Raw genomic sequence first — 12,212 nt, 5'->3', positions numbered from 1 at the left:
GCGCTCTCGTTGCGCCGTCACGTTTGGGGGGTGCGCTCTCGTTGCGCCATCACGTTTGCAGGGTGGGACGGACGACGACGAGGGCTAGGACCGAGACTGTCAGGGTCGAGCTCTTGACAGGAGCATCGCGCAGTTAATAAAATCGAAGGACAAATTAATGATCGCCTCGGATTCCCAGCGTCCGAGTCGAGACGTGCCAGCCGGGCCTCGCTACCCGCGCCCCGGCTGGAGACGCCTTCCCCGCCCGCCCCCAAATGCAGCGGGCGGATGCGCAGCAGTTTGGGCCGCTCAAAGGCCGCCCGCGTGAAAGAACCACCCATGAGCACTGAAGCAACCTCCAGCACCCACGGCTACGGCTGGGTGCCGGACGTCCCCGACCAACGCGACCACCTCTTCGCAGCGCCACCGACCATCCTCGGCGCGCTGCCGTCGTCGACCGATCTCACCAGTCAATGTCCGCCCGTCTACGACCAGGGCCAACTCGGCTCCTGCACCGCGAACGCGATCGCAGGCGCCCTCGAATTCGACGCCGGAAAGCAATCCATCGGCGACTACAAGACGCCCTCGCGGCTCTTCATCTACTACAACGAAAGGGTGATGGAGCACACGGTCGAGAGTGATTCGGGCGCGCAGATCCGTGACGGCATCAAGTCGGTCGGGAAGCAGGGAGCGTGCCCGGAAACCGACTGGCCGTACGACATCCAGAAATTCGCCCAGCAACCCCCGGAGCAGTGCTACGAAGACGCCCAGAAGCACCGCGCGCTCGCCTACCAGAGGGTGGCCCGGAGTCTTCAGCAGATGCAGGGCTGCCTCGCCGCGGGCTTCCCGTTCGTGTTCGGCTTCACGGTGTACGAGTCGTTCGAGAGCCAAGAGGTCGCGCAGACCGGCGTCGCCCCGATGCCCGAGCCGAACGAGCAGGTCCTCGGCGGCCACGCAGTCTTGGCGGTGGGCTACGACAACGCGAGCCAGCGCTTCCGCGTCCGCAACTCGTGGGGGACCGGCTGGGGGCAGGGCGGCTACTTCACCCTGCCGTACCAGTACTTCCTCTCGAGCGGGCTCTCGAGCGATTTCTGGACCGTCCGCATGGTGAGCTGAGGCGCGCGCCGACTGAACATTGCTCGGCACGGCGGCATCCAGCAGACTGATCAAATGCCCGAACAGCTGCAGCCGTTCCTCCATGACCTCGAGATCGTCCTCCGCGCGCCGACGCAGGCCTGGTCCGGCCGTGATGGCCAGATCAGGCCGGCCGCGCCTGGCACCGCCACCGTCCATGGCCTCATGCACTCCGATGTGCGCGTCCTGAGCGAGGCGGTCCTCGAGATTGGGGGGCGGGAGGCCGAACCGGCCGGCTCATGGCACGACGACGACGGCGGGCTCGTCGTCGTCGGCCTCCCGCGGCATCTGGGAACCACGTGGGGCGACCCGACCCTGCGTCTGACCCGTGCGCGCCGCGTCGAGGCCGGCAGCATGCACGAGGAGATCGAGCTGACGAGTTCGACGGCGGAGCCGGTCGCCACCGAGATCACCGTGCGGCTCGCCGCCGACCTTGCGCCGATGGAAGCCGTGAAGTCCGGCATCACGACGCCACCGCTCGCGGCCGAGGAGGCCGAGCAAGGCCTCGTCTGGGCCTCAGGCGAGGTGCGCGCGACGCTCGAGGCGCCGGGCGCCGTCGTCGACCTCTCGGACCCCGCGGGCCCAGTGCTCCGCTGGTCTGTGACCGCCTCGGCGGGGAAGCCCGCCCGCGTGAGGTGGCGAGTTGCGGCGGAGGACAGGATCGCCGTCGTCATCGGGGCCCGCCGCGCCGCGCCGCACGGCTGGCGAGGCGTACGACGCCCAGAGGAGACACGCCTCGCTCGGTTCCTCGAGCAGTCGCTCCGTGACCTCGACGGCCTGCGGCTCTCGCTCCCGGCCCTCCCTGACGCCGAGTTCCTGGCTGCGGGCGCGCCGTGGTTCTTCACGCTGTTCGGACGCGACTCGCTCTGGGCCGCGCGCCTCCTCCTGCCGCTTGGCCCCGAGCTCGCGGCCGGCACGCTGTCCGTCCTCGCCTCGTTCCAAGGCACGAAGAGCGATCCCGAGTCCCAAGAGGATGCGGGGAAGATCATGCATGAGCTGCGGCGCGGCACCCTGACGCTCCACGGCGAGCAGCTCAGCCTCCCACCCCTCTACTACGGCACGGTGGACGCGACCCCACTCTGGGTGTGCCTCCTGCACGACGCATGGCGGGCCGGCATGCCCGCCGACGCGGTCGAACGGCTCCTCCCGCATGCGGAGCGCGCGCTCGCATGGGTTGCCGACGGCGTGAAGGACGGATACCTCAACTACCTCGACACTTCGGGCCACGGGCTCGCCAATCAGGGCTGGAAGGATTCGGCCGACGCCGTGCAGTTCCGCGACGGGCAGCTTGCGAAGGCTCCCATCTCGCTGTGCGAGGTGCAGGGGTACGCGCACGAGGCGCTCGTCGACGGGGCCCAGCTGCTCGAGGCGTTCGGGCGCCGAGGGGACGTCGCCCTGGGGACGTCGCCCGCCCAGCTGCGCGACACCGCCGCCGCGCTCGCCGACCGCTTCCGCGCCGATTTCTGGCTCGAGGATGCGCTGGGAGCCTACGTCGCGATAGCGATCGACGGCGATGGCAAGCCCGTGGACACTGTCACCTCGAACATGGGTCACCTTCTGGGCACGGGGCTGCTGAGCCCGGAGGAAGAAGGCATCGTTGCTGCCCGGCTCGCGCACCCGGAGCTCGACTCCGGCTTCGGGCTGCGAACCCTGGCAACCTCGAGCGCGGGCTTCTGGCCGCTCTCGTACCACTGCGGATCGGTGTGGGCCCACGATACCGCGATCGCCATCAGGGGACTCCTCGCCTCGGGACACGGCGAGGCCGCGTCCCGACTGGCCGAGGGGCTGCTGAAGGCCGCCGAATCCTTCGAGTACCGGATGCCGGAGCTGCACTCAGGCGACTCGTTCGCCGACGTGGGCCAGGCGCTCCCGTATCCGTCGGCGTGCCGGCCTCAGGCGTGGTCGGCGGCGTCGGCCGTCGTCGTGGCGCAGGCGCTGGGAGCGCTGTAAGTCACTTGCGGAAGGCCGAATACTCCCTCGCCGGTCCCGTGGTTCCCCTCAGGACGAGCGTCCCGTCGAAGGTGATTCTGGCTGTGGGAAGTGTCGCGTCGCTGGGGTGCTCGGTCAAGCCATGGATGGCGGCGCTGGTCGCGTCGGCGACGTTGAAGGAGATTGTCGAGAGGGCGGGGAAGGTCTGCGTTGCGAGGGCGTCATCGCACCCGATGATACTGACGTCGCCTGGCACGTCGATGCGCTCCTCGGCGAAGCCTCCCATGAGCCCGTGGGCCAGGACGTCGTCGAAGGCAATAACCCCCGTCGCTCCCTTTCCCACGACGGTCCGGCTGAGCGCCTTGGCCGCCTCGTACGTTCCGGGAGGGACACCGTAGGACGTGAAGTGGAGTCCGAGCTGGCGGGCCGTGACCTCGACGGCGCCCCGCCGCTGCCTGTTGGACCACGATCGCTCGGGGCCTCCCACGTACGCGATGCGGGTGTGGCCCAATTCCTTCAGATGATTCAAGGCCGCGCGGATTGCGCTCGTCGCGTCGAGCAGCACGCGGAAGGTCCCGGCGACGTCGCGGTTGATCAAGGCGAGGCGGTATCTCCCGGCAAGTTCGCGGAGGCGGGTGGAAGGCAGCCTCGAGGAGACCACGAGGAGCCCCTCGACTTGAGGAGCCATCGCGATGATGAGCCGCTCTTCCCGCTCGGCGTCCTCGTCGCTGTCCGCGAGGAAGACGGAGAGTCCCGCTGCGCTCGCGTGATTCTGCGCCGCGCGGATGAGCGGCGGGAAGAAGGGGTTGGCGATGTCGGGGACGATCAGCCCGATGGCTCCGGCCCTTCCGGTCGAGAGAGCCCTCGCGTTGTTGTTCGGTACGTAGCCCACCGCCTTGGCGGCCGCCAGCACGCGGTCCACAGTGTCCGGCCGGAGCAGATCAGGGCGGGTGAAGGCGCGCGAAACCGTCGATGGCGCCACACCGAGCTGTGACGCCAATTGGGTGATGGTGGGCCTGGAAATCACTTCGGCACTAGGTCCACGGCTGCCTGCACGAGTTGTTCCGCGCTTCCGGCCGCGAACGGAGCGGGCATTCCGTAATAGCGGTGCGCGTCGAGGACCTCATATCCTCCGAATTTATACTCGTCCTTCGCCGGAAGATATCCCGGGCACCCATTCGTGTATCCAGTGACCATGGTGATTCCGCCGGCTCCGGCCGCAATTTCATCCGCAGTCGTGAGAAATGGCTCGCCCGGGAGTCCGACCAGGGTGAGCGGGCCCCATCGGAAGGCTGTGACCGGGGCCTGCCATGCGCGTTCCTCGTCCTCGCGGCGCTGCTCCGCCCACTGAATCCAGGCGTCAAGGAGCGCTGCCCGGCCGGCGTCGCTTACTTGAGCCTCGCTCCTCCATTCTGCGGCCAGATCCGCGGGGACATGATCGTCGAGCGATTCCAGACGAAGGTCGACCGTGAGCTGCCGCGCAGTCGCCGGCTGGTCGGTGGCGAGATGGCGTGGGGTTGCGACGAGGGCCTTCTCGGCGATGAGGATTCCGATTCGTTCGGCTTCGGCCAGAGTTCGGGGCGTTGCCTGAGAGAGGCTGTAGGAAGCCTCGGCGGAGTGCCCAGTGTTGACGTCTCCGGCTGCGCCTGGAAGGAAGAGGGCGATGGATCCGGGGGCCACAGCCTCGAGAGCCTTTCGGGCGAAGGCCGGGTAGTCTCCGCTGATGAGCCGATTCGCGGGCCCCACCACAACAGGGTGGCACGGGTAGAGGAGCACCCAGGCGACAGGCGTTCCGTCGACCCCGTGGAATGACGCGAGCTGGGCGGGAGGGTCGATTTTCCGCTCGCCGTGTCGACGATTGGAGGCGACGCCGATCCCGGTTGCCTCGCGGTAGAAGAGCTCAGCAGGCCTCCGCCCTGCCATCGCCTTCTCAGCAGCTGTGATCGCGGCGCTTCTTATCTGATCGAGGACGGCGTCGTCGTGGCCACCAAGCCGCCCCGGCATGACGCACGGCCCTGCGTGGGTGTGGGTCGCCGTCACGGCGACGCTCGCGGCCGGAAGCGGAAGCGCGCCCGCAATCTCCCGGCACGTCTGCTCGTGCAGCCCGCACACGTCCACCGTGATCCAGCACGTTTCGTCCACCACCAAGGCCCGCACGCTCACGGGGTCGTGGACACCCGTGCTCGGCTCAGTGCGAGCGGCGAAGCCGGCCATCCGCGTGCCCGGCGGCGGATAGACGTCGACGACCCCGGCGCCGACGCTGAACCAGTGTCCGGGTTCCGGCGACTGGGTCACTGGGGACCGCCCTTGACCCATCGCCCGGACTGCAGGACGGCCTGAACAGCGCCGAACTCCGCCTCATGTGGCTCCAGGAGGACAAGGTCGGCCGGCGCCCCCGGGAGGAGATGGCCGAGTCCCGGCCGCGTCCCGGGGATGACGCGAGCAGGGGTCGAGGTGACGAGCTTCAACGCATCGCCCACGCTCAGCCCCACTTCATTGATCACGTAGCGGAATCCGCGCGCCAGGTCTGCGGCGGCGCCGGCAAGGAGCTGCGTTCCGACGTAGGAGAGGCGGCCGTCCGGGGACAGGTCGACTGTCCCACCGACCGCGGTCTCGTACCGGCCCGGATGGCTTCCGGCCAGGGCGGTGGTGTCGGAGACGAGGTAGGCCCTCTCGGGCCCCTTCGCGCGCAGCATTACCTTGAGGGTCTCCGCGGGCAGGTGGTGCCCGTCCGCGATGAGGCCTGCGGTGAGCCGGTCGTCGGCGAGCTGAGTCCAGAGCACGTTCGGATGGCGTGGAATGGTCGTGCCGATCCCGTTGCCCAAGTGCGTTGACAGCGTTGCGCCGGCGTCCACCGCCGCCGATATCTGCTCGGGCGTGGCGTGGGTGTGGCCTACGGCCACGGTCACGCCGAGGGCGCGAATTCGCGCGATCTGACGGACTGCGTCCGGAGTGTGCGGCGAGACGGTGACGATGCCCACGAGCTGGCTCGCCCGCCGCCAGCGCTCCACCTCCGCGGCGTCGAGCGGCCGGATCCACCGCGCGTCGTGGACGCCCCGCGGGCCGTCCTGATCCGAGATGAAGGGGCCCTCGATGTGGACACACGGAATCGCGGCACGGGTGATCGCGTCCTTCTCGCGGGCCGTCTCGATGGCGCGGAGCGCGTTGAGGATCGACTCCTCTGGAGCAGTCACGATCGTCGGAACCCAGCTGGTGACCCCGATCCCCGCGAGCTGCTCGGTCATCTCCATGACCACCTCGGCGTTGACCTCGGCGGCATTGATGTCCAGACCGCCATAGCCGTTGACCTGCCCATCGATGAAGCCGGGGGCGATCAGGGGCAGGTCCCCGTCCGCCTGGACTCCGAGGTCGGTGACGGACACGATCTTCGCCCCGTCCCAGGCGATTTCCACGGTGGAGCCGCTCAGCGGGTCTCTGCCTCGCGCCGTCCGATGAGAGATCACAGTTTCCGTACCCGTTCCTTGAAGCGGTCGATGAACTTCTGGTTGGCCTCGTCCCCGCCCGGGGCATTCCCCGAGCGCCAGAGCGGGGGATCGACGCCCATCTCGCTGAGCTTCTCGATCGTCGCGGTCATGAGCCAATTCAGCGTGAAGGCATTCGCGAAGGTCGAAACCGCCGCGGTCTTCTCCGAGACTCCGGGGATCTCCATCACCGCGTCCCCGATCGGCACCTTCGTGTCGAGGTGATGGTCGACGACGTCATGAAGGTTGAGCTTGCGAGGGTGCCTCGCAGGGTGGTCGGGGCTGGTCTGTTCGGCGTGTGACCGTGAAGAGATGCCAATGGTCGTCACGGACTTCGCCTTCGCCGTCAGGGCGGCGTCGATGAGCGCGCTGTTGATCCCGTAGGCGTTGACCAGGATGAGGACGTCTCCGGCACCGAGACCCGCATCCTCGATGACGATCCGACCGTAGCCCGGAGTCCGCTCGATGGCCATGGAGCGGAGCGCCCCATTGGAGAGCAGGGTCCCCTCGTCGAGGACCGCAGAGACGTGCATGAGTCCGCCAGCGCGGAAGAACACCTCTTGGCTCGCCAAGTTCGAGTGGCCGCCCGGGCCGTAGATGTGGACGAGCCGGTCCTGGGCGATGTGCTCGGCAAGGAGCCCGGCGACGGCGTCCACCGCTGGAGCCTCTTCCGTCTGGATGCGCTGCAGCAGCTCCGTGATCTTGCCGAAGTACTGCTCAGCCAGCGCTGCCGTGCTCATCGCGGGTCCGCCTCGGCGTCGAGGTACAGGGCAGCGTTCGGATGGGTCCTGAGCGCCGTGCCGGGGTACTCGCCGCTCACCGGCTGATTGAGCGTGTCCGCCACGGCGTTCCGCTTGGCCTTCCCAGCGACGGAGCCGACGATCTCGACGGCGTTGAGCAGCCGGGGGATGGTGACGGTGATGGCCTGTTCGGGGACGTCGTCGAACCGGTCGAAGAGGCCTTCGTCGACCTGCTGCTGGCGGCTCACCCGGTCAAGCGTGATCACCTTGGCGGATTCCGGGTCCTCGAGATTCGCGGGCGGGTCGTTGAACGCAAGATGCCCGTTGACGCCGAGGCCGAGCAGGACGACGTCGAACGGCTCCTCGCCCATGAGGCCGGCATAGCGTGCGGCCTCCTCGTCCGCCGCCCTGGTCGTGTCGATCGAGTGGAACGTCGCCCCGGCAACACGGGAGAAGAAGTGACGGCGCAGCCAATTGCCGAAGCCCTGTGGAGCGTCTTGCGGCAGCCCGATGTAGTCGTCCATGTGGAAGCACGTCACGCGGCTCCAGTCGATTCCTTCCTCGGCGGCGAGCGCCTGCAGCGTGGCCTCTTGGCTCGGCGCCGCGGCGAGCATCATCCTTGCCTCGCCCTTGTCCGCGAGAGCGCGGCGAAGGGCGACGGCGGCACGGCGCCCGGCGTGCTGGCCCATCTCCTCTCGGGTGGGGTGCGAAGAGACGACAAGAGGGTAGGTCGCAGTCACGGTCACAGGTGGCTCCTCCGGGAATCCAGTTCGGTCATGAGCAGCAGGGCTCGGGAAATGTGGAAGGGGTCTTTGACGGGCAGGGCGACGACTTCGTCCAACGGTGCACCGCGGCGGTCACGGATCTGGATCCACTCGCCGCCTCCCGGCTGAGGGAACGTGTCCAAGGTGTACCGGGCCAGCCGATCGCCCCAATCGGCGAGGTCGGCCCGCTCGAAGCGCTCGGCGAGGAGCCGGGCCGCATAGAGGGCTTCGACGTGGACCCACCACAGTTTGGTGTCCCAGGTCTTTCGGACGAGTTCCTCGTAGCGGTCGTCGCCGAATTCGCGGCCCCGAGGCCGTCCTCCGTCTGCGTCGACGTAGCGGAACATCCCACCGAACTCCGCGTCCCACCCCAACTCGAGGGCGCAGACCGCAAGATCGGGAAGCCAGGACGGGATCCGAGCACGAAGTGCCGGGACGGCGTCGGCGGCATCGAGCACCATCCAGGCCATTTCGAGAAGGTGCCCCGGCGTGCGGTGACGTGCGAGCAGCGTGTCTCGGTCGCCGTCGTCATCCGGGCGGTACTCCCACCATGAAGCGGGAGTCCACATGCCGCCATCGTCATCGTCGCCGAGCAGCTTGCCCAGCGCCCACCCAGCGGTTTCCGCGCTCTCTGCCGAGCGAGAGGACCGGTGGAGCTCGGCCCCGACGTTGAGCAGCAGCATGAGGCCCGCTCCGTCGGTGAAGCCCTGCCTGACCGGGTAGGGCTCCGACGGCGCAGTCCGCGAGCGGATGCGTTCTCTGGCGTGGGCGAGGAGAGCGTGCGCCGTCTCGAGCCAGAGCGCGCGCTCCTCGGAGCTCGCACTCGGCACTCGCGCCGCTCCCGCGAGGCCCAGCGCCGCGAAGAGGTCCGCGAACACGCTCACGGCCAGCTCTCCATCGGGTCCGCTCGGCAGGGGCGCGCCCTCGGCGGTGGTCCGATACGCGACGACGGGTCCCGGGAGGAGTACGTGTTCCTGCAGGAAGCGCGCGGTCTCGACTCCGAGTCGCTCCCATTGCTCCGCCTCGGCAGTGATCACTCCGGCTGCGGCGGCCTCGGCGAGCCTGGCGCAGAGCCAGGCCCACCGGCCTTGGGACCACGTGTACTTCTCGCGTGACAGGAGGCGTCCGTCGTTCGAGAAGCACGTGAAGACGCCTCCGTGCTCCCGGTCGACCCCGTGCTCAAGCCACCACGGCAGGACGTTCTCGACCAGTTCGCTCCGCACCCGATCCGTTCCGACGATCACGAGGCATCAGCCGCCACGGCGACCGGAGTGTCCGCCGGCAGGTCGTGGTCGAGGGAATCGACGAGCGCGTCCGAGGCCTCGCTGTGCCAAGGGCGAATCCAGCCCAGGACGATGTACACCACGATGGAGGCGAGGATGGGCGCAGCCACCGAGATGCTCTGGGCGCTCGCGGAGCCGAGGCTCGCGATGGGCGCGGCCAGCGCGTACTTCGTGATCGCGAACACGATGAGCCCCGCTGCCCAGGAGAACAATGCCGCGGAAGGGCCGCAGCGGCGGAACGGCTTGAGCATCCCCAGCAGCATCGGCACGGCGATCGGCCCCACGAGGGCGCCGAACCACAGGATGATCAGGCCGAGGACGCCTCCGAAGGAGTCCGCGGTGAGCGCGATGATCATCGAGAGGCCGATGAACAGGAACGTCGAAATGCGGCCGGCAGCCAGTTCGAGCCTGGACGAGAGCGGCTGCCGCGACCCGCGGAGCGCGGGAATGATGTCGCGGACCACGACGGCGGAAATTGCGTTGGCGTCCGACGACGTCATGGCCATGGTGTGCGAGAACATGCCCGCCACGACGAGTCCGATGAGGCCCACCGGGAGCAGCTGCTGCGTGAGCAGGGCGTACGACTGGTCAGGATGCGCCAGATTCGGCAGGATCAGCGGCGCCGCCCACATCGGGAAGAACAGCACGAGCGGCCAGATCAGGTAGAGCGCACCCGAGAGGATCAGGGACTTGCGAGCCGCAGAGCCGGTAGGCGATGCGATGAAGCGCTGCGCGAGGTTCCAGGTGCCGCCGTTGTAGGAAATGGTGCTGATCAGGATGTACGCGAGGAAGAAGGGAAGAGTGTAGTCGCCAGCGAACGGCAGGGAATGCGAAGCTGGCAGCTTCGTCCAGATATCCCCGATGGCAGACACACCGCCGAGCTTGATCAGGGAGAACACCAGCATGGCGATGCCCGCCACGAACTGGATCACGAACTGGCCGAAATCCGTCAGGGCGTCTGCCCAGAGGCCGCCGATGGTCGAGTAGATCAGCGTGACCCCGCCGACGATCAAGACGCCCACCGCGATGGGGACGCCGGCGAACACATTGAGCAGCAGCGCGCTGGCCGCCCACTTGGCCGCCACGTCGAACACCTTGAGGGCCGCGCCCGACCACGCGAGCACTTGCTGCGCGGGCAGGTTGTACCTCGTACTGAGGTACTCGAGCGGGGAGATGATGCCGAGCCGCTGGCGGAGCCGAGGCCACCGCGGGGCGAACAGAACGGAGCCGATCACACAGGCAATGGTGATGGTGATGGCCCACCAGACGTAGAGGGCAAAGCCTGTCGTGTAGGCGATAGCGGCATAGGCCACGAATACCGCCGCGGAATAGCCGGACATGTGGTGGGAAATGCCGGACAGCCACCACGGCATTCGTCCGCCAGCCGTGAAGAAGTCCGCGGCGTTCTTCACGCGCTTTTTCGCCCACCAGCCGATGCCGATCATGACGACGAAATAGGCGCTCAGAACGAGCCAGTCGCCAATATGCATTTCTCGAGCCTCCTTGATCGAATGCGCCGTCTTTGTAGCACAACGGCTTGATTCGATGGTTCTCTGCAAACGTTTGCATGACAAGGGGTTCTGCTCATAAAGATTTCAGCGGCTTGAGTCAGCGCCGGGACCAGCTCGGAGCGTGCTCGGGGAGCGGGCCGATGCCCACGAGCTTGGCGGGGAGCACCCGCAGCGCCGGCAGGCGGTCCAGCACCCGGAGCGGAAGCGGCGGTCGCTCGGAGCTGGTCCAGTTCCTCTGATGAGCGGCATTCTCGTCGAGGATCCGCCCCACAGCTCCGCGGTGAGCGAGCTGCTGGAACCCCTGGATCAGCACGGTGGGCCACCAGCGTCGCCGTTGGACGCTCTGCAGGACGGTCTCCGGGACCGGTCCTCCGCGGAGCAGCGCGGGACGGAGGATCCGCGCGGCCGCGACCGCGTCCTGCACGGCCAGATTGATCCCTACGCCGCCGACGGGGCTCATGGCATGCGCGGCATCACCCAAGATGAGGAGGCCGGGAAGGTGCCATCGAGGGAGGCGATCGAGCCTCACGTCCAGCAGCTTGACGTCGTCGAACGACGACGGTGCGTCCGCCGTGCGGTCGGCGAGCCACGGCAGCAGCTCGGCAAGGCGGGCCCGGAACGCTTCGATACCCTCTGACCTCAGCGATGCGTCGGCGCCCTTGCGGATGAGGTAGCCGCACTGCCAGTAGTCGCCCCGATCGATCATGATGAGGAACTGGCCGCGGTGGATCCGACCCAAGGCGCCTTCTGGGTCCGAGGGCTCTCTCGGGATGCGGAACCACCAGACGTCCATCGGCACGCCGAAGGCCACCGGCTCGAGGCCGGCGGCGACACGGACTGCCGAGCCGCGGCCGTCGCACGCGACGACCAGGTCGGCCTCGAGGCGGTGCTCGGCTTCGAGCTCCCCGCCCTCGGACCGCTCCCGCCACACGACCCCGGTGACGCGGCCGCCGTCGCCCGTTCCGCCGTCGTCCGCCCTCAGCAGCCCGGTGACCTCCGCCTGGCGGAGCAGCGTGAAGGTCGGCTCGCGGCTCGCAGCGTCGGCGAGCAGTTCGAGGAGGTCCCACTGCGGGACCAAGGCGATGTAGTTGTGCGGGCCGTGCAGCAGCGAGAGGTCGCCGAGTTGGGCAGGACCGGAGTCGAGGTCGGCCCCGACCCAGGTGATCTTGCGCTGGGGGAGCGCCGCGAAGGCCGGGCCGAGGCCCAGCTCGTCGAGGAGCGTGAGGGTCGAGGGATGCACGGTATCGCCGCGGAAGTCGCGCAGGAAATCGGCATGCTTCTCGAGGACAGTCACGTCGATGCCGCCCCGAGCGAGCAGGAGCCCAAGGAACATGCCGGCCGGGCCCCCTCCGGCGATGGCGACGCGCGTGCGCTCGTTCGCGGCCATGCG

The 12,212-nt window shown here is 68.3% G+C and carries 10 protein-coding genes; 2 read left to right on the top strand and 8 right to left on the bottom strand.

The features are described from left to right. Positions 1 to 318: 318 nt before the first annotated feature. Both E5679_RS11915 and E5679_RS11910 read left to right on the top strand, forming a co-directional pair. Positions 319 to 1,095, top strand: a complete 777-nt coding sequence (locus tag E5679_RS11915; protein WP_138416102.1) for a C1 family peptidase — start codon at positions 319 to 321, stop codon at positions 1,093 to 1,095. 54 nt (positions 1,096 to 1,149) lie between these two features. Beyond that, positions 1,150 to 3,063, top strand: coding sequence for a glycogen debranching N-terminal domain-containing protein (locus E5679_RS11910; protein ID WP_138416099.1), 1,914 nt, complete (start codon positions 1,150 to 1,152; stop codon positions 3,061 to 3,063). Position 3,064: 1 nt separating this feature from the next. Here E5679_RS11910 and E5679_RS11905 read toward each other — a convergent pair whose 3' ends face one another. The 8 genes from E5679_RS11905 to E5679_RS11870 form a co-directional block, all read right to left on the bottom strand. Then, complete coding sequence (locus tag E5679_RS11905; RefSeq protein WP_171042352.1) at positions 3,065 to 4,042, bottom strand: LacI family DNA-binding transcriptional regulator; 978 nt, start codon at positions 4,040 to 4,042, stop codon at positions 3,065 to 3,067. Between the two features lie 23 nt (positions 4,043 to 4,065). Next, the gene (locus tag E5679_RS11900; protein WP_171042351.1) at positions 4,066 to 5,337 is read right to left on the bottom strand and encodes a neutral/alkaline non-lysosomal ceramidase N-terminal domain-containing protein; all 1,272 of its coding nucleotides are present in this window, start codon (positions 5,335 to 5,337) and stop codon (positions 4,066 to 4,068) included. Next, a complete protein-coding gene (locus E5679_RS11895; protein WP_249336093.1) occupies positions 5,334 to 6,455 on the bottom strand; it encodes an N-acetylglucosamine-6-phosphate deacetylase in 1,122 nt (373 codons plus the stop codon). The genes E5679_RS11900 and E5679_RS11895 overlap by 4 nt, the downstream gene beginning before the upstream one ends. Before the next feature lie 47 nt (positions 6,456 to 6,502). Then, on the bottom strand, positions 6,503 to 7,264 hold the full coding sequence (locus tag E5679_RS11890; protein WP_138416093.1) for a sugar isomerase domain-containing protein: 762 nt from the start codon (positions 7,262 to 7,264) through the stop codon (positions 6,503 to 6,505). Next, a complete protein-coding gene (locus E5679_RS11885; protein ID WP_212746943.1) occupies positions 7,261 to 8,010 on the bottom strand; it encodes a 6-phosphogluconolactonase in 750 nt (249 codons plus the stop codon). The genes E5679_RS11890 and E5679_RS11885 overlap by 4 nt, the downstream gene beginning before the upstream one ends. Beyond that, positions 8,007 to 9,272 (bottom strand): AGE family epimerase/isomerase, encoded by a 1,266-nt coding sequence (locus tag E5679_RS11880; protein ID WP_212746942.1) that lies wholly within the window; start codon positions 9,270 to 9,272, stop codon positions 8,007 to 8,009. The genes E5679_RS11885 and E5679_RS11880 overlap by 4 nt, the downstream gene beginning before the upstream one ends. Then, positions 9,269 to 10,801, bottom strand: a complete 1,533-nt coding sequence (locus tag E5679_RS11875) for a sodium:solute symporter family protein (protein ID WP_138416091.1) — start codon at positions 10,799 to 10,801, stop codon at positions 9,269 to 9,271. Before E5679_RS11875 ends, E5679_RS11880 begins: the two co-directional genes overlap by 4 nt. Before the next feature lie 118 nt (positions 10,802 to 10,919). After that, complete coding sequence (locus tag E5679_RS11870; protein ID WP_138416089.1) at positions 10,920 to 12,209, bottom strand: FAD-dependent oxidoreductase; 1,290 nt, start codon at positions 12,207 to 12,209, stop codon at positions 10,920 to 10,922. Between the last annotated feature and the right edge of the window lie 3 nt (positions 12,210 to 12,212).

Source organism: Sinomonas gamaensis (assembly GCF_005876955.1).
GTDB lineage: Bacteria > Actinomycetota > Actinomycetes > Actinomycetales > Micrococcaceae > Sinomonas > Sinomonas gamaensis.
This window is presented reverse-complemented; position numbering and strand designations above follow the sequence as displayed.